The 15,411-nt window shown below is 71.2% G+C and carries 18 protein-coding genes; 12 read left to right on the forward strand and 6 right to left on the reverse strand.

All coding sequences use genetic code 11. From position 1 onward, the window contains the following. Positions 1-44: 44 nt before the first annotated feature. The 5 genes from DO944_RS08540 (at position 45) to DO944_RS08560 (ending at position 3,887) form a co-directional block, all read left to right on the forward strand. Positions 45-263, forward strand: coding sequence for a multidrug transporter (locus DO944_RS08540; RefSeq protein ID WP_112616536.1), 219 nt, complete (start codon positions 45-47; stop codon positions 261-263). Next, on the forward strand, positions 260-1,435 hold the full coding sequence (locus DO944_RS08545) for a zinc-dependent alcohol dehydrogenase (RefSeq protein ID WP_112616538.1): 1,176 nt from the start codon (positions 260-262) through the stop codon (positions 1,433-1,435). Before DO944_RS08540 ends, DO944_RS08545 begins: the two co-directional genes overlap by 4 nt. A gap of 24 nt (positions 1,436-1,459) precedes the next feature. Beyond that, a complete protein-coding gene (locus DO944_RS08550) occupies positions 1,460-1,900 on the forward strand; it encodes an SRPBCC family protein (RefSeq protein ID WP_112616540.1) in 441 nt (146 codons plus the stop codon). Further along, positions 1,897-3,351: an NAD(P)/FAD-dependent oxidoreductase gene (locus tag DO944_RS08555; protein ID WP_112616542.1), complete on the forward strand. Its 1,455-nt coding sequence runs from the start codon at positions 1,897-1,899 to the stop codon at positions 3,349-3,351. The genes DO944_RS08550 and DO944_RS08555 overlap by 4 nt, the downstream gene beginning before the upstream one ends. An 89-nt stretch (positions 3,352-3,440) precedes the next feature. Then, the gene (locus DO944_RS08560) at positions 3,441-3,887 is read left to right on the forward strand and encodes a MarR family winged helix-turn-helix transcriptional regulator (protein ID WP_181574186.1); all 447 of its coding nucleotides are present in this window, start codon (positions 3,441-3,443) and stop codon (positions 3,885-3,887) included. Positions 3,888-3,889: 2 nt separating this feature from the next. On the opposite strand, the gene DO944_RS08565 is transcribed toward DO944_RS08560, so the two are convergent. After that, a complete protein-coding gene (locus tag DO944_RS08565; RefSeq protein ID WP_112616546.1) occupies positions 3,890-4,189 on the reverse strand; it encodes an ATP-dependent DNA ligase in 300 nt (99 codons plus the stop codon). Positions 4,190-4,362: 173 nt separating this feature from the next. Between DO944_RS08565 and DO944_RS08570 the strand changes: the two genes are divergently transcribed. The 3 genes from DO944_RS08570 to DO944_RS08580 all read left to right on the forward strand — a co-directional run bounded on the left by DO944_RS08570 (position 4,363) and on the right by DO944_RS08580 (position 6,021). Then, the gene (locus DO944_RS08570) at positions 4,363-4,659 is read left to right on the forward strand and encodes a hypothetical protein (RefSeq protein ID WP_112616977.1); all 297 of its coding nucleotides are present in this window, start codon (positions 4,363-4,365) and stop codon (positions 4,657-4,659) included. 44 nt (positions 4,660-4,703) lie between these two features. Then, on the forward strand, positions 4,704-5,663 hold the full coding sequence (locus tag DO944_RS08575; protein WP_112616548.1) for a Gfo/Idh/MocA family protein: 960 nt from the start codon (positions 4,704-4,706) through the stop codon (positions 5,661-5,663). 64 nt (positions 5,664-5,727) lie between these two features. Beyond that, positions 5,728-6,021 (forward strand): hypothetical protein, encoded by a 294-nt coding sequence (locus DO944_RS08580; protein ID WP_112616550.1) that lies wholly within the window; start codon positions 5,728-5,730, stop codon positions 6,019-6,021. Between the two features lie 13 nt (positions 6,022-6,034). On the opposite strand, the gene DO944_RS08585 is transcribed toward DO944_RS08580, so the two are convergent. Next, on the reverse strand, positions 6,035-6,490 hold the full coding sequence (locus tag DO944_RS08585) for a CinA family protein (RefSeq protein WP_112616552.1): 456 nt from the start codon (positions 6,488-6,490) through the stop codon (positions 6,035-6,037). Positions 6,491-6,671: 181 nt separating this feature from the next. On the opposite strand from DO944_RS08585, the gene DO944_RS08590 reads away from it, so the two are divergent. Beyond that, positions 6,672-7,262: a DoxX family protein gene (locus DO944_RS08590; RefSeq protein ID WP_258524625.1), complete on the forward strand. Its 591-nt coding sequence runs from the start codon at positions 6,672-6,674 to the stop codon at positions 7,260-7,262. A 54-nt stretch (positions 7,263-7,316) separates the two neighbouring features. On the opposite strand, the gene DO944_RS08595 is transcribed toward DO944_RS08590, so the two are convergent. Then, a complete protein-coding gene (locus DO944_RS08595) occupies positions 7,317-7,922 on the reverse strand; it encodes a response regulator transcription factor (RefSeq protein ID WP_146752023.1) in 606 nt (201 codons plus the stop codon). A gap of 38 nt (positions 7,923-7,960) precedes the next feature. Here DO944_RS08595 and DO944_RS08600 point away from each other — a divergent pair, with 38 nt between their 5' ends. After that, on the forward strand, positions 7,961-8,515 hold the full coding sequence (locus DO944_RS08600; protein WP_112616556.1) for a TetR/AcrR family transcriptional regulator: 555 nt from the start codon (positions 7,961-7,963) through the stop codon (positions 8,513-8,515). Positions 8,516-8,570: 55 nt separating this feature from the next. After that, positions 8,571-11,057, forward strand: a complete 2,487-nt coding sequence (locus tag DO944_RS08605; RefSeq protein WP_112616558.1) for an MMPL family transporter — start codon at positions 8,571-8,573, stop codon at positions 11,055-11,057. A 15-nt stretch (positions 11,058-11,072) separates the two neighbouring features. Here DO944_RS08605 and DO944_RS08610 read toward each other — a convergent pair whose 3' ends face one another. Then, positions 11,073-12,398 carry an NtaA/DmoA family FMN-dependent monooxygenase gene (locus tag DO944_RS08610; RefSeq protein WP_112616560.1) on the reverse strand — a complete coding sequence of 442 codons (1,326 nt, stop codon included), beginning with the start codon at positions 12,396-12,398 and terminating at the stop codon, positions 11,073-11,075. Beyond that, positions 12,395-13,732, reverse strand: coding sequence for an O-acetylhomoserine aminocarboxypropyltransferase/cysteine synthase family protein (locus DO944_RS08615; RefSeq protein WP_112616562.1), 1,338 nt, complete (start codon positions 13,730-13,732; stop codon positions 12,395-12,397). Before DO944_RS08615 ends, DO944_RS08610 begins: the two co-directional genes overlap by 4 nt. A gap of 161 nt (positions 13,733-13,893) precedes the next feature. On the opposite strand from DO944_RS08615, the gene DO944_RS08620 reads away from it, so the two are divergent. Beyond that, on the forward strand, positions 13,894-14,751 hold the full coding sequence (locus tag DO944_RS08620) for a sulfurtransferase (protein WP_112616564.1): 858 nt from the start codon (positions 13,894-13,896) through the stop codon (positions 14,749-14,751). 20 nt (positions 14,752-14,771) lie between these two features. On the opposite strand, the gene DO944_RS08625 is transcribed toward DO944_RS08620, so the two are convergent. Next, positions 14,772-15,341 (reverse strand): flavin reductase family protein, encoded by a 570-nt coding sequence (locus DO944_RS08625; RefSeq protein WP_112616979.1) that lies wholly within the window; start codon positions 15,339-15,341, stop codon positions 14,772-14,774. Positions 15,342-15,411: the final 70 nt, after the last annotated feature.

Raw genomic sequence — 15,411 nt, forward strand, 5'->3', positions numbered from 1 at the left:
CCATCCCCTCGCCCCGGACGGGACGATGTGCCTACGGTCGCCCCATGTCCGACGCATCCGAACCCCTGACCGACGAAGACGCCCGCCGCGAGGAACTGCTGCGCGCCGGCGGATCGACCGAGGCCGACGCGGCGCCGCGGATCGAGACGAGCGAGCACGACGGCGTCACGCGCATCGACATCGCCGACTCGGCCGCCGTGCGTCCGGGACCTGGGCCCGGTACGCCCGAGGCCGACGGTGACGAGCCGGAGGTCGAGCGATGAAGGCCCTCACCTGGCAGGGGCGCCGCAACGTCTCCGTCGAGACGGTGCCCGACCCCGAGATCCTCGAGCCCACCGATGCGATCGTGCGGATCACCTCGACCGCGATCTGCGGCTCCGACCTGCACCTGTATGAGATCTTCGGGCCGTTCATCGACAGCGGCGACGTGCTCGGACACGAGCCGATGGGCGTCGTCGTCGAGATCGGCTCGGCCGTCACGAACCTGGCGGTCGGAGACCGCATCGTCGTGCCGTTCAACATCTCGTGCGGGCACTGCTTCATGTGCCGGCGCGGGCTGCAGTCGCAGTGCGAGACGACGCAGGTCACCGAGTACGGCAGCGGCGCGTCGCTCTTCGGCTACACCAAGCTGTACGGCCAGGTCCCGGGTGGCCAGGCCGAGTTCCTGCGGGTACCGCTCGCGGACTACAACCACATCCGCGTCGGCAACGACCTCCCCGACGACCGGTACCTCTTCCTCAGCGACATCCTGCCGACGGCGTGGCAGGGCGTGGAGTACGCGGACGTTCCCGAGGGCGGCACTCTCGCGGTGATGGGGCTGGGGCCCGTCGGCCAGTTCGTCGCGCGCGTCGGTGTGCACCGGGGGTACCGGGTGCTCGCGGTCGACCCCGTCGCCGAGCGCCGCGCGATGGCGGAGCGGCACGGTGCGGACGTGTTCGACCTGACCGACTCGGTGGTCGACGAACTCCGCGACCTCACCGATGGGCGCGGCGCGGACGCGGTCGTGGATGCCGTCGGCATGGAGGCCCACGGGAACCCCGCCGTCTCGACGGTGCACAAGGCGTTGGGGCTGCTGCCCGATGCCCTGGCTCAGAAGGTCATGGAGACCGGCGGGCTCGATCGGCTGGCGGCGCTTCACTCGTCTATCGACATCGTCCGCCGCGGCGGCACCGTGTCGCTCAGCGGCGTGTACGCCGGCGAGGCCGACATGATGCCGATGAAGACGATGTTCGACAAGCAGCTGAGTCTTCGGATGGGTCAGTGCAACGTCAAGCGGTGGATCGATGACCTGCTGCCTCTCGTCGAAGACCCCGCCGACCCGCTCGGCGTCATGGATCTGACGACCCACCGCGCGCCGCTGTCCGACGCGCCGGGCCTCTACGAGACTTTCCAGAAGAAGGAGGACGGCTGCATCAAGGTGGTGCTGCAGCCGTGATCCCGCCCCGGAGAGGAGACTGCCATGTCGCGTAACGTCCGACTCATGCACTGCGCACCCGAAGACGTCTTCGCGGTCCTGAACGACGGCTGGCTGTTCCCGGCCTGGGTCGTCGGCGCTTCGCGCATGCGCGATGTCAGTCCCGCCTGGCCTCAGAAGGGGTCGCGTCTGCACCATTCCTTCGGGGTGTGGCCCTTCGTCATCGACGACAGCACGTCGGTGCTCGAATTCGATCCGCCGCATCGCATGGTGATGCAAGCGCGCGGCTGGCCGATCGGCGAGGCCCACATCACCATCGACGTCAAGCCCCGGGGTGATGACTGCGTCGTGCGCATTCAGGAAGTGGCCGCGGAGGGGCCGGGATCGTTCATCCCGCAACCGCTGCTCGACCTGCCCCTGCACGTGCGCAACGCCGAGACCCTGCGCCGTCTCGCGCACCTCGCGGAGGGCGGCGCGGGACGGTGACGACCGAGTACGACGCCGTCATCGTCGGCTCCGGGCCGAACGGGCTGGCGGCGGCCGTCACCCTGGCGCGCTCCGGGCTCTCGGTCGCGGTGTTCGAAGCCGAGGATCACTTCGGCGGTGGGGCGGCCTCCGGGGAGATCACCCTCCCCGGCTACCTGCACGACCTGTGCTCGGCGGTGCATCCGCTCGCATTCGAATCCGCCTTCTTCCGCGAGTTCGGACTGCGCCGCCGCGTCGAGTTCGTCGTGCCCGAGGTGTCGTACGCGCACCCTCTCGACGGCAACGCAGCGCTGGCATACCGCGATCTCGATCGCACGGCCGAGGGGCTCGGTACAGACGGCCGTGCATATGCCCGGCTGATGGCGCCGCTCGTCGAACGCGTGCGCGGCATCGCAGACTTCACCGGCGGATCGCTGCTGCGCGTGCCCGGCGATCCGATCGCCGCGGCCTGGTTCGGCCTGCGCACCCTCGAGCAGGGGACACCGGCATGGAACCTGCGGTTCCGCGAGCAGGCGGCCCCGGCCCTCATGTCGGGGGTCGCGGCCCACACCATTCTCGGCCTCCCGAGTCTCGCGGCGGCAGGCGGGGGCCTCACCCTCGCGACATACGGCCATGCGCGCGGGTGGCCCATCCCGATCGGCGGGAGCGGGGCGATCGTGGCCGCCATGGTCGACGACATCCGTGCGCACGGCGGCGAGCTGTTCGCGGGACGCCGCATCCGCTCGCTCGACGAGCTGCCGAGCGCACGCGCCGTGATGCTCGACGTGACGCCCCGCGCCCTCATCGCGATCGCCGGGGACCGGATGCCGACGCGCTATCGGCACCGCCTCGAGCGCTTCCGGTACGGTGACGCGGTGGCGAAGGTCGACTTCGCCCTGTCCGCGCCGGTGCCGTGGCGCGATCCCGCGATCGCGCAGAGCGGCACTGTCCACGTCGGCGGGACCCGGCCGGAGATCGCCGCCTCCGAGAACGCGGTGCGCGCCGGCCGGCTGCCCGACGCGCCGTATGTGCTCGTCGCGCAGCCGTCGCTGTTCGATGCGGGCCGGGCGCCGGAGGGCCATCACACCCTGTGGGCGTACACGCACGTTCCCGCGGGCAGCGAGGTCGACCGGACCGAGGCGATCGTGCGCCAGATCGAGCGGTTCGCGCCGGGCTTCCGCGACACGATCCTCGCGACCCACTCGGAGACCGCGCAGCAGGTCGCCGCGCGCAACCTCAACTATCCCGAGGGTGACATCTCCGCCGGCATCCCGTCGCTCGATCAGCTGATCGCCCGCCCGTTGCTCGCACGCGACCCGTGGCGGACGCCCATGGGCGGCGTCTATCTGTGCTCGTCCTCGACGAGCCCGGGCCCGGGCGTTCACGGGCTGGCCGGATGGTGGTCGGCTCTGAGCGCTCTGCGGCACGAGTTCGGGGTGCTCACGCGTCCCGACCTCTCACCGCATCTCTAGGGGTGGGAGGCGCCGGAGTCAAGCGGAAGAGCGCCCCGTCGCCGCGCTCGTACAGTGGACGCACCATCGTCGTCTGCGGGAGGTTCATGGTGTCCGGTGCTTCCGAGCCCGAATCCGTCGCGCGAGCCGTCGAACGGCTCCGTCTGGCCGAGGCCAGCCTGGCTCGGCGGCGTCAGAGCGACTGCGGTCCCAGTGAGACGGCGCGCGCCGCAATGCGGGTGGTGTACGACAGCGCGGATGCCGGCCGGCGCGTCACCCCGACCGACATCGCCGCCTCGCTGGGCATCTCGACGCCGACGGCGACGACCATGCTGAAGCGTCTCCGCGACGGGGGGCTGGTGGCGTTCGAGCGCAACCCCGACGACGGTCGGAGCAAGTACGTCGTGCCGACCGATCGCAACGCGGACGTCGAGGGTGTCGATCCGCTGACTCTGCGTGTGCGCGACATCGCGCGCGGGCTCGATGACGACACCGCTGCGAAGCTGACGATCCTTCTCGACGCGATCGCGGATGCGGTCGACGAGGAGTGTCGCTGAGGTCAGGCGTCGGCGGACGCGGGCTCCGGGACGACACGCAGACCGTTCGCTCCGCCCGCTTCGAGCAGGAGGGCCTCGACCCAGTGTCGATTGATCGTCGGCGGACGGCTGCCGCTGAACAGGAACACCATCGGAACGGCCGGGTGCACCCACACGCTGAAGAGCCCGCTGTCGGTCGAACGATGGAACATGAACGGCTCGTTGCGGCGCAGCTTGTTCATGAAGACGACCCGCAGGTGCGCGAGCAGACGGTCTTCGACGTCGAACGTCCGACCTTGACTGCCGTAAACGAGTGTTCCCACGGACGCGAGGGTACTGGCGGGGGTCCGCCTAATTAATTCCGGTTAGTTAGGCGAACTAGTTAGAGGAGGGATGGTGCGTAAACCCCTCGTGAACTTCTGTCAAGCGGGTAGGTGCGGACGGCTCGGACCGCGATAGTCGTGTCAGAGCGACGGGAGTGGTCATGGTCTTGGATATGTCACCGATCGCCCGCAAGCCCAGCGCGGTGCGCCTGGCCACGTCGGGCGCTCTGCGTCAGCTGCCGTCGCGGCGGCCGGAAGCGCCGAGCACCGAGGCGGACCTCCGCTGGGAGCTCGTCGACGTCGACCGTTACGAGGTGCGAGAGGGAGAGGTCACCCTCGGCTACATCGACGTCGTCGGCGCGGTCTTCGTAGCCCTCGGCGGGCCCTGGTACTCGGCTGCCGTCGAGCTGCGTCAGACGCTCCGCTTCGATGAAGCGGTGCAGACGCTGCGCTCGGCCCGGCGTCACTGAGGCGCGGCCCGGCAGTGGTCCTCCGGCCTCCTAGGCTGGGGGACATGATCCGCATCGCCACCATCGGCACGAGTGTCATCACCGACGCCTTCATCGGCGCGGCCTCTCGCACCCGGGGGATCGAGGTCGTCGCGGTGTCGTCTCGAGATGCGGTGAAGGCGCAGGCCTACGCCGATCGTCTGGGTGTCGCACGGGCGATCGCCGGCCTCGATACCGTCCTCGCCGATCCCGGGGTCGACGCGGTCTACATCGGTTCACCGAACGCCGCCCACGGCTCGCAGGTCGAGTCCGCCATCGCGGCGGGCAAGCACGTGCTCGTGGAGAAGCCCGCGGTCGCCACAGCCCGGGAGTGGGATGACCTCGTCGACCGGTCGCGCCGCGCGGGCGTGATCCTGCTCGAGGCGATGCGCACGGCGTACGACCCCGGCATCGCGGCCGTCCGCGAGCAGCTCGGATCGCTCGGAACCCTCCGCCGCGCCTCGTTCCACTACGCCAAACGGTCGTCGCGCTACGACGCCGTGCTCGCGGGTGGGACGCCGAACATCTTCGATCCCGCCATGGGCGGCGGAGCGCTCGCGGATCTGGGTGTCTACGGCGTGCACGCGGCGGTCCTCCTGTTCGGTGAACCCACCCGCGTGGTCGGGTCGTCGGTGACGATCGCCACGGGCGCTGACGGCGCCGGTCTGGCGGTGCTCGACTACCCGGGGCTGGTCGTCGACGTCGCCTACTCGAAGATCACCACCGCTCTCCGGCCGAGCGAGATCCAGGGCGAGGATGCGACGCTGCTCATCGATCACCTGGCCAGTCCGCGCCGCGTGACACGGGTCGGTCTCGACGGTGCGGAGTCCGCGTGGACGTCGGATGCTGCCGTCGACACGCTCGACGGCGAGGTCGCGCGTTTCGTCGAGCTCGTGGGCGGCGCGGTCGCTCCGGACGAGGACCAGGCGCGCACGGCGGCGACGCTGCGGACCATGGAGCGCATCCGCCAGGCGACCACCGGCTGACGCATCCGCTGAGCGCCCTGTCAAGGCCCTGGGGTTTCACCCGGTGTCGACGCAGGCTCGTCCTATGCACCACACGGGACTGCGCTGGGATGAGATCGCTGAGGATGCCTGGCGGGTATGCGATCCCACGCGCCCGTCCTCCGATGCCGATGCCGTCGTCGCCTACGTCGAACGGCGCCGGGACGGTGTCTTCGAGGTGGTGTGGCTCTGCGGCACCGCGGGGACCGAGACCTTCGTCGCGATCGGTGAAGCCGCCTGCGCGATCGCCGACCGACACGCCGCGTCCCGCCGCACCGGGTCGCCGCTGGCGACCAAGCCGATTCCCATCGCCCACCGTCCGCCGCTTTCGCGGGCCTGAGGCTCGGGTGCGGTCAGCGCCGCATCCGATCGATCAGCAACCCGACGGCTGCGTTCGCGCTGTCGTCGATGACCTGTTCGGGCTCGCCGTCGAGGTTGAGCAGGACGTGACCCGTCTCTGCGCCGTCGCTCCACCCGAGGTACACCGTCCCCGGCTCGTGGCCGTCGTGCGGCTCCGGACCCCCGACGCCCGTCACCGACACCGCCAGATCCGCGCCTGTCAGGTCGCGGACCGCGCGTGCGAGGTGCTCGGCGCATTCCGGGGAGCAGGGGTCGATCCCCTCGGCCAGACCCAGGACGCGGTGCTTCGTCTCCAGTCGGTAGGCCACGACGCCGCCGGCGAACCAGTCGCCCGCGCCCTCCGCCGCGCCGATGGTGGCGGCGAGGTTGCCCGAGGTCAGCGATTCCGCTACCGCGATCACGGTGCCGCTCTCCTGTGCCAGCCGGGCGAGTTCATCGATGTGGGTCATTTCTCCTCCTGGCGCGACCCTAAGCACCGGTGGAGGAGACGCGAGCGGGGATTGTCTCCGATTCGGCACGGTGATATCGCGCGGGAGGCGCAGAGCTCGACTGGGACTTTGGTCCCTGGTGGAGTCATCGCGAACGCGAGATAGTTATGTGGTCAGACCACATACGACGAAGGAGACAGAAATGACCACGCACGCGGTCCACGCAGCCATCCCCCGCACGGAGGCTCGGACCCGCACCCAGGTGATCGCCCGCCAGGACGAGATCGTGACCTCGCTCGCCGGGCGCCGCACTCTCGCTGCGCTGCGCTACGCGACCGGCTTCATCTTCCTCTGGGCGTTCCTCGACAAGCTGTTCGGCCTCGGATTCTCGACGCCGTTCGAGCGGGCGTGGATCAACGGCGGCACCCCGGCGCAGGGCTTCCTCAACAGCCCCGCCGTCACCGGCCCCCTTCAGCCCTGGTTCCAGAGCATGGCGAGCCCGCTCGCCGACGTCCTGTTCATGGCGGGCATGCTGGCCATCGGAGTCGCCGTCATGTCGGGCATCGGTCTCCGCGTCGCAGCGGTAGCCGGAAGCCTCGTCATGCTCCTGATGTACCTCGCCGAGTGGCCGTTCGCCTGGGGTGCGGCATCTACCAACCCCCTCGTCGACTACCACATCGTCTACGCGCTCGCGCTGATCGTGATCGCCGTGCTCCACGCCGGCGACACCTGGGGCCTCGGCGCCATGTGGAAGAAGCTGCCTCTCGTGCAGCGCTTCCGGTGGCTCGTCTGACACCGAGTCGCCCCGCCGAAGGCGCGGATCCCCCCCGGGGGTCCGCGCCTTCGCTCATTCGTGCGCGGGCTGCGCCGCGCGAAGAGCGGCCTGCGTGCGGCTGGTGACGCCGAGCGTTCGCATGATGCCTGTCAGATGGTTCTTGACCGTCTTCTCGGCGATGCCGAGCTCGGCCGCGATCGCGCGATTCGACAGCCCGCGGGCCACGAGCGCCAGCACTTCCCGCTGGCGTCGGGGGAGAGGGTCCGGAGACGGCGCGGAGGACGCGGTCGTGTGCAGCGTCGCGCCCAGCGGATGGCCCGATCCCACCCGGCGCACGGCGTCGATCAGCTCTCCGGCCGCGACGTCCTCGAGGAGGAAGGCGGACGCGCCCGCCGATGCGCTCTCGCGACGCGCCTCGTCGTCGTCCGAGGCGCAGAGGATGATGCAGTGCAGGCGCGGATCCGCTGCGCGCAGAGCGGCGCAGACCGCCGCGCCGGTGCCGTCTGCCAGCCGATAGCCGAGGATCGCGACATCCGGTCGTGTCACCCCGGCGCGAGCCTTCGCCTGACGTGCGGTCGCCGCCTCGGCGACGACCTGCATGCCCGCGGCCGCGTCGATCAGGTCGGCCACGCCGCGGCGCACCAGGTCGTGATCGGCCAGGACCAGCACGGCGAGCATGGCCTCCACCGTAGCGTTCGGCTGGATACGGTGGGGGGATGGAGGAGCACCGGGCCGGTCCGCGGCGGAGCGAACAGGCCCGCCTCGCGGTCCTGACGGCGGCGGCCGACCTGCTCGCGCAGAACGGCTACGAGAATCTCACCATCGAGGCCATCGCGCGGCAGGCATCGGTCGGCAAACAGACGATCTACCGGTGGTGGCCCTCGCGTGCGGCGATCCTGACGGAGGCGCTGCTCGAGGGCATGATCTTCCGACAGCAGCTCGCGGTGCGGAACACCGGAGACCTGCGCCGCGATCTCACGGAGTGGATGTCGCGGGTGTGGTCGGTCCTCGATGCGCCGCAGGGCCGGATGCTGCTGCGTTCGCTCGTCGCCGCGGCGACCGAGCACCCGGCCATCGGCGAGCTGATGCGCGATCGGCTGAGCGCCGACGGCGGCATCCGGGCGCGGGTCGTCGCGCACGGAGATCCCGCGGTCGCCGCGGTCGAGATCGGCGACGCGATCGCCGGCTGGATGATGATGCAGGTGCTCATGGGCGCGGCTCCGACGCCGGACGGCATCCGGGCGATCGTCCACGCGCTGGTCCCGGGTTAGGGTTGACGAGACGCTGCGTCTCGTCAAGGGCGTCCGCATTCCGAAGGAGTCGCTGATGGCCGAGCTGCTGTACCGCCTGAGCAAGGGAGCCGCGCGTCGCGCATGGCTCGTCGTCGTCGCCTGGGTCGCCGTGCTGGGGATCGCCGGCGGCGCCTTCGCGCTCGGCTTCGGCGGACTCTCATCGAGCTTCGACATCCCGGGCACCGCTTCGTCGAAGGTCACCGACCAGCTCGCCGAGGAGCTGCCCGACTTCGCCGGAGCGGCGGGCACCGTCGTGTTCCACGCTGAGGACGGCGCGCTCACCGACGATCAGCGTGCGGCGATCTCCGACCTCGTCGCCTCCGCCACGGATCTGCCCGACGTCGCGACCGTCAACGACCCGTTCGAGGCCGAGGCGCAGCGCGCGGCGCAGGCCCAGCAGCTGGCTGACGGTCAGGCGCAGATCTCCTCCGCGCGCGACCAGCTCGACGCCGGACAGGCGCAGCTCGATCAGGGCACGGCGCAGCTCGAGGCGGGCCAGGCCCAGCTCGACGCCGCGCGCGCCCAACTCGAGGCAGCCGGTGCTCCGGCCGCGCAGCTCGCCGCGCTCGACGCTCAGCAGGCTCAGCTCGACGCGGGCCGCGCCGAGCTGGAGCGGCAGCAGGCGACCCTCGACTCCGGGCGGACCGAGCTCGAGGCGCAGGCCGAGACCGCCGACCTCGGCGGGCGCCTGCTCGACCTCGCCGACGGTATCGCCCTCGTCTCGCCGGACGGCTCGACCGCGACCGTGAACGTCGCCTTCACCCTGCCGCGCCTCGAGCTGCCGCAGGATGCGAAGGACGCCGTCGTGGAGCACTTCACCGCCGAGCCGATCGACGGCGTCGAGGTGGGCTTCTCGACCGAGATCTCCCAGGGCGTGCCGAAGATCCTCGGCGTCGGCGAGGCCGTCGGCGTCGCGGTCGCCGCCGTGGTGCTGCTCGTCATGCTCGGCAGCCTCATCGCCGCCGCCCTCCCGCTCGTCACCGCCATCGTCGGAGTGGGCGTCGGCGTGCTCGGGGTGCTCGCACTGTCGGGAGTCGTGCAGATGGCTTCGGTGACGCCCGTGCTCGGCGTGATGCTCGGGCTCGCGGTCGGCATCGACTACGCCCTGTTCGTGCTCAATCGGCACCGCAAGCAGCTGCTGCGCGGGATCGACCTGCACGAGTCGATCGGCCTCGCCGGCGGCACCGCCGGAAACGCCGTCGTGTTCGCCGGATCGACCGTCGTCGTCGCCCTCCTCGCCCTCAACATCACCGGCATCCCGTTCCTCGGTCTCATGGGTACGGCGGGAGCCGTCTGCGTCGCCATCGCGGTGCTGATCGCGATCACGCTGCTGCCGGCGCTCCTCGGGCTGCTCGGGATGCGCGTGCTCGGCCGTCGTGCGCGTGCGCGCGTAGGCCAGCCCGACGCGGTATCGACCCCGACGCGCGCGATGCCGACCTGGCGCGCGATCACGACCGCCGTCGTGTCGGTCGGGCTTCTGCTCGCCCTCGCGGTTCCGGCGCTGTCGATGCGCGTGGGCCTGCCCGACGGCGCGTCCGAGCCGGAAGGGTCGTACGGCCAGCGTGCGTTCGAGCTCACCGAGGACGCGTTCGGCCCCGGTGCCAACTCGCCGCTGCTGGTGACCGCGAGCCTGCCCGAGGGCCTCGACGACACGGGACGGCTGCGAGCGCAGGTCGCTGTGGCCGAGGCGATCGCCGACCGCGACCACGTCAGCGCCGTCGCGCCGATCGCGGTCTCCGACAGCGGCACCATCGCGGCGTTCCAGGTGATCCCCACCGAAGGGCCGAGCAGCGTCGCGACCGAGGACCTGGTGCGTGACCTCCGCTCACTGCCGCCCGTCAACGGCGAGTACTCGCTCGGTGTCGCCGGCCAGGCCGCCATCAACATCGACATCTCCGAGGGGCTCGTCGGCATCCTGCCGATCTATCTCGCGGTCGTCGTCGGGCTCTCGCTCGTGATCATGATCGTCGTCTTCCGCTCGCTCATCGTGCCGCTCATCGCGACCGGCGGCTTCATCCTGTCGCTGTTCGCGACCTATGGCGCGGTCGTCGCGGTCTTCCAGTGGGGATGGGGCGCCGAGCTCATCGGTCTGCACACGACCGGTCCGATCCTGAACTTCCTCCCGGTGATCCTCGTCGGCATCCTCTTCGGGCTCGCGATGGACTATCAGCTGTTCCTGGCGTCGGGGATGCGCGAGGCGTTCGTGCACGGCTCCGAGGCGAGGCTCGCCGTCATGCAGGGCTTCCGTGCCGGGCGTTCGGTCGTGATCGCGGCCGCGCTGATCATGGTGTCGGTCTTCGGCGGCTTCATCTTCGCCGAGGCGACGATCATCCGCTCGATGGGCTTCGGTCTCGCCTTCGGCATCCTCGTCGACGCGCTCGTCGTGCGCATGCTGCTCATGCCCGCGCTCATGCACCTCATCGGGCGCGGTGCGTGGTGGCTGCCCCGATGGCTCGACCGCATCCTCCCGGATGTCGACGTCGAGGGCGCCAAGCTCGAGCGCACGCACCCGCACGTCTGAGCGCGCCGGCCGGGGTCAGAACGCGTCGAGGTCGGCGCGCAGGCCCTGCCCGGTGTGCTCCGAGCGCAGGATGCCCCGCCGTCGCAGTACCGGCACGAGCTCGTCGAGAGCGCGGTGGAGCGTCACGGGGTGGAAGTCGCCCGAGAAGATCAGCCCGTCGTTGTCGGCGTCGTCGCCGAGCGCCTGGATGACGTCGGCGATCTCCTCCGCGGTCCCCACCGTGCCTCCGGCGCCGTCGGTCACACGTCCGAGCCGCGCCTTGCCAGCGAGGATGTCGCGCAGCGGCGCCTCGGAGAAGTCGGAGTACCGCCCGAGCAGCCCCCGAATGGTGCCCTTCGAGACGTGATCGCCGAAGATCGCGGGATCGAGCGGGCGGTCGAGGTCGAGCGACGTGAGGTCAATCTCGAGGTCGCTCGACCATGCCTCGGCCACCTCGACGAGCGTCGCCTCGTCGGGATGCCGCGATGCCTCGACGATGCGCTCCGCCTCCTCGACCGAGCTCGCGACGATCGGTTTGACGACGAAGAGAGTCTTGATCGCGTCGGCGTCCCGCCCCGCGGCGACCGCCGCTTCGCGCACGCGGCCGCGGTACGCGCGGATGCTCGCGGGGTCGAGGTTCGACAGGGCGAGCTGGATCTCGGAGTTCGCCCCGGCGAAGCCGATGCCCCGCGGCGAGCCGCCGGGGGAGGCGACGATCGGGTCGCCGGCGGGCAGGGGCTCGGCGTTGAGGGGACCGTCGAACGAGAAGTACTCGCCTCGGTGCTGGACGGCGTGGATTTTCGAGCCGTCGGCGTAGATCTGCGTGTCGGGGTCGGCGATCAGGGCGTCGTCGTCCCAGCTGTGCCACAGCAGGCGCAGCGCATCGAGCCACTCCTGGGCGCGGTCGTACGCCGCGTCGTGCCCGAGGCGCTCCGTGCCGAAATGATGCGCAGACCCGACGTCCGTGACGACGTTCAGGCCCAGCCTGCTGCCGCTGAGGTGCTGCAGCGACGCGAACTGGCGAGCGGCGAGGTACGGCGGCCACGCGGCCGGGTTGACGGTGGGGATGACGCCCAGGTGCTGCGTCGCGGCGAACAGGTACGGGGCGAGCGTCCACGGGTCGTGCTTGGGCCCGCCGTACGCCTTGCGGACGCGGAGGTTCAGCGTCTCGGGAGTGATCCCGACCGAGAGCGCGTCTTCGATCAGGACGAAGTCGAACCCCGCCTGCTCGAGCTCACGGGCCGAGTGCTGGTAGAGGTCGGGCTTCTGCCACGGCCAATTCCATCGCTGGTACGGCCGCGCCCAGCCGTGGGGACCGAACCCGCGCGAGAGGAACCAGCCGAAGTGCTGGGCGCGCGTCATGCCGACACCGCTTCCGGTGCTGCGGCGGTCGCGGCTCGGGCGGCATCGAGTCCGCGGTCGAGGTCCGCGATGAGGTCGCCGGCGTCCTCCAGGCCGACCGAGAGCCGCAGCAGGCCCGGCCCGACCCCGATGCGCGCCAGGTCGGCGTCACTGCGGCTCGCGTGGGTCGTGGTCGCCGGATGCAGCACGAGCGACCGCACATCGCCCAGGTGGGTCATCGGGGTGAACAGCCGCACGCTGCGCGTGAAGGCCTCCGCAGCTGCCCGCCCGCCGGTGAGGGTGAAGGAGAACAGCGCGCCCTGCCCCGCGGGGAGAAGGCGCGCGGCGAGGTCGTGGTCCGGATGCGAGGGGAGTCCGCTGTAGTCGACGCCGTCGACCTCCGGGCGGGTCTCGAGCCAGGCGGCGAGGGTCGCCGCCGTCTGCGATTGCCGCTCCACTCGCAGCGACAGGGTCTCGATGCCCTGCAGCAGCAGGAAGGCGTTGAGGGGCGACGGTGAGGGGCCGAAGCGCATCGCGACGCGGCGCGCAGTGTCGAGGAAGGCGCGCTCGCCCGAGCGTTCGACGAACGTGCGGCCGTCGGGTCCGGTCTCGGCCGCGATCTGGCGGAAACGGTCGGGCGCGGCATCCCAGGCGAAGCGTCCGCCGTCGACGATGACGCCGCCCAGACCCGTGCCGTGGCCCGACAGGAACTTCGACGCCGAGTGGATGACGATGTCGGCCCCGAGCTCGAGCGGGCGCAGCAGGTACGGCGTCGCGAGGGTCGAGTCGACGACGAGCGGGATGCCGTGCCGGTGTGCGACCTCGGCGACGGTCGGGATGTCGAGCACGCCGCCGCGCGGATTCGCGATCGTCTCGGCGACGAGGGCGCGGGTGCGCGGGCCGATCGCCGCCTCCCAGGCGGCCGGGTCGCGCGGATCGTCGACGAAGTCCGTTGTGATGCCGAGGCGCCCGAACTCGGAGCGCAGCAGCTCGCGCGTTCCCTCGTAGATCGCGGAGGCCGCGACGATGTGGTCTCCCGACTCAAGGATCGTCAGCAGCGCCGTCGAGGTCGCCGCCTGGCCGCTGCCGACGAGCAGCGCGCCCACGCCGCCCTCGAGGTCGGCGATGCGCCGCTCGGCCGCCGCCGCGGTCGGGTTGCCCACGCGCGTGTAGCTGAACCCGGTGGCGGGGTCGGCGAAGCGGCCCTCGCCGTCGGCGATGTCGTCGAATTCGAAGCCGGCGGTCAGGTAGATGGGAGTCGCGCGCGAGCCGTACGCGTCGAAGCCACGGGCGCCCGCGTGCAGCTGGCGCGTCGCGAAGGCGAGGGATTCGGAGTGGTTCTCGAGAGCGGGCATGGGGGGAAGAGTACGGCGGGCGGCCGCGGCGGCGCTTCTCCGCCGTCATCCGGAGTCACGCGGTGACCAGAGCTCGCCCTCGTGTGTCTCTCTGTGTTCTCCGGTTTCCGACTGTTTCGGCCCCGTTCACGATGGGAGCGCGCGGTGGCGAGCATGGGGTCATGTCCCCCCTGGTGAGTGTCGACGACCTCGCCGCCGAACTTGCCGCGGACGCTCCGGTGCGTCTGCTGGACGTCCGGTGGCGCCTGGACCGTGCCGAAGGACGACCCGACTACCTGCTCGGGCATCTGCCCGGCGCCGTCTACGTCGATCTCGAGCGCGAGCTCGCTCGTCCCGGTGTTCCGGAACAGGGACGGCATCCGCTGCCCGGCCGCGCGGATCTCGAGGCCGCTGCCCGGCGGTGGGGTGTGAACGCGGGCGACCGGCTCGTCGCATACGACGACAACGACGGGGTCGCCGCGGCTCGTGCGTGGTGGCTGCTCCGTCGCCACGGCCTCGACATCCGGGTGCTCGACGGCGGCTTCCGCGCCTGGGTCGGATCGGGCCGTCGCCTGGAGCACAGCGACCGCGCCGCGGCGACCGGTGACGTCGATCTCCCGGAGGGGAGCGGAGGCCTCGCCGGCATCGACGAAGCGGCTGTCGCCCCGGCACGCGGGGTTCTCCTCGATGTGCGCGCACCCCAGCACTACCGTGGTCAGGCGGTGGGGGCCGACCCCGTCAGCGGCCACATCCCGGGGGCTCGCAACCTTCCGACCGTCGTCCACATCGGCCCGGACGGTCTTCTCCGCGACCCGGACGAGATTCGCACGTCGCTCGCGGCCGTCGGAGTCGGGCCCGACACGGACGTCGTCATCACGTGCAGCTCGGGCGTCGCTTCAGCCCACACTGCGCTGGCGTTCGCGGTGGCCGGGTACCGCCGGGCGCGCGTGTTCGCGGGATCGTGGAGTCAGTGGTCCCGCGATCCGGGACGCCCCGTCGCGACGGGGCCGAGTCCGGCGGCCACGATCGGCGTGGTCTGACCGGGCGACGGCGAACCGCGTCAGTCGCGGATCGCCGAGCCCTCGCTGAGCCGGTGCCACGTGCGGTTGTGGTAGACCAGCGCATCGCCGTGCCCGCCCGGCTCGACGTCGCGCTCGACGTGCGACTGCAGGGCATGGCCGGCGATGACGATCGAACCGCCGGCATCCATGCGAGAGACGACGGCGCAGCGGACCCAGGCGCGGACGCCGCGGTAGACCGGCTCGCCGGTGGTCAGCCGTGACCAGGCGGAGGCGTCGGCGAAGCGGTCGATGCCGCTGGTCGCGCCGAGCTTCGCCAGCGCGAGGTCGTCGGCGTCGAGCAGGTGCACCACGACGGTCTCGGCCGTCGACAGCACGGCGGAGGCGGAGGACTGCGCCGACACCGAGAACACCAGCAGCGGCGGGTCGGCGCTCACCGAGGAGACCGACGTCGCCGTCAGGGCGACCGGACCATCGCCGGCGTCGGCCGTGATGACCGCGACACCGCCGGGGTGCCCGCGGAAGAGCGTCTTGAAGTCATCGGCGGACAGCGAACCGCCCAGATGACGGGAGGGGTGCTCCGCGGACGGGTCGAGGTTCGGCTGCGACATGATCACGACGTTAGTAACCACGACGACCCGTCGCATGTTCCGTGAACGTCGGAGACGATCGATGACGCCG

The sequence above is a fragment of the Microbacterium sp. SMR1 genome (genome assembly GCF_003289625.1).
Classification (GTDB): domain Bacteria; phylum Actinomycetota; class Actinomycetes; order Actinomycetales; family Microbacteriaceae; genus Microbacterium; species Microbacterium plantarum.

What these genes read in the sequence shown, in the direction of transcription:
- DO944_RS08540 (WP_112616536.1), top strand. Translation starts at nt 45, where the DNA reads ATGTCCGACGCATCCGAACCCCTGACCGACGAAGACGCCCGCCGCGAG.
- DO944_RS08545 (WP_112616538.1), top strand. Translation starts at nt 260, where the DNA reads ATGAAGGCCCTCACCTGGCAGGGGCGCCGCAACGTCTCCGTCGAGACG.
- DO944_RS08550 (WP_112616540.1), top strand. Translation starts at nt 1,460, where the DNA reads ATGTCGCGTAACGTCCGACTCATGCACTGCGCACCCGAAGACGTCTTC.
- DO944_RS08570 (WP_112616977.1), top strand. Translation starts at nt 4,363, where the DNA reads ATGTCACCGATCGCCCGCAAGCCCAGCGCGGTGCGCCTGGCCACGTCG.
- DO944_RS08575 (WP_112616548.1), top strand. Translation starts at nt 4,704, where the DNA reads ATGATCCGCATCGCCACCATCGGCACGAGTGTCATCACCGACGCCTTC.
- DO944_RS08580 (WP_112616550.1), top strand. Translation starts at nt 5,728, where the DNA reads ATGCACCACACGGGACTGCGCTGGGATGAGATCGCTGAGGATGCCTGG.
- DO944_RS08585 (WP_112616552.1), bottom strand. Translation starts at nt 6,490, where the DNA reads ATGACCCACATCGATGAACTCGCCCGGCTGGCACAGGAGAGCGGCACC.
- DO944_RS08590 (WP_258524625.1), top strand. Translation starts at nt 6,672, where the DNA reads ATGACCACGCACGCGGTCCACGCAGCCATCCCCCGCACGGAGGCTCGG.
- DO944_RS08595 (WP_146752023.1), bottom strand. Translation starts at nt 7,922, where the DNA reads ATGCTCGCCGTGCTGGTCCTGGCCGATCACGACCTGGTGCGCCGCGGC.
- DO944_RS08600 (WP_112616556.1), top strand. Translation starts at nt 7,961, where the DNA reads ATGGAGGAGCACCGGGCCGGTCCGCGGCGGAGCGAACAGGCCCGCCTC.
- DO944_RS08605 (WP_112616558.1), top strand. Translation starts at nt 8,571, where the DNA reads ATGGCCGAGCTGCTGTACCGCCTGAGCAAGGGAGCCGCGCGTCGCGCA.
- DO944_RS08610 (WP_112616560.1), bottom strand. Translation starts at nt 12,398, where the DNA reads ATGACGCGCGCCCAGCACTTCGGCTGGTTCCTCTCGCGCGGGTTCGGT.
- DO944_RS08615 (WP_112616562.1), bottom strand. Translation starts at nt 13,732, where the DNA reads ATGCCCGCTCTCGAGAACCACTCCGAATCCCTCGCCTTCGCGACGCGC.
- DO944_RS08620 (WP_112616564.1), top strand. Translation starts at nt 13,894, where the DNA reads ATGTCCCCCCTGGTGAGTGTCGACGACCTCGCCGCCGAACTTGCCGCG.
- DO944_RS08625 (WP_112616979.1), bottom strand. Translation starts at nt 15,341, where the DNA reads ATGTCGCAGCCGAACCTCGACCCGTCCGCGGAGCACCCCTCCCGTCAT.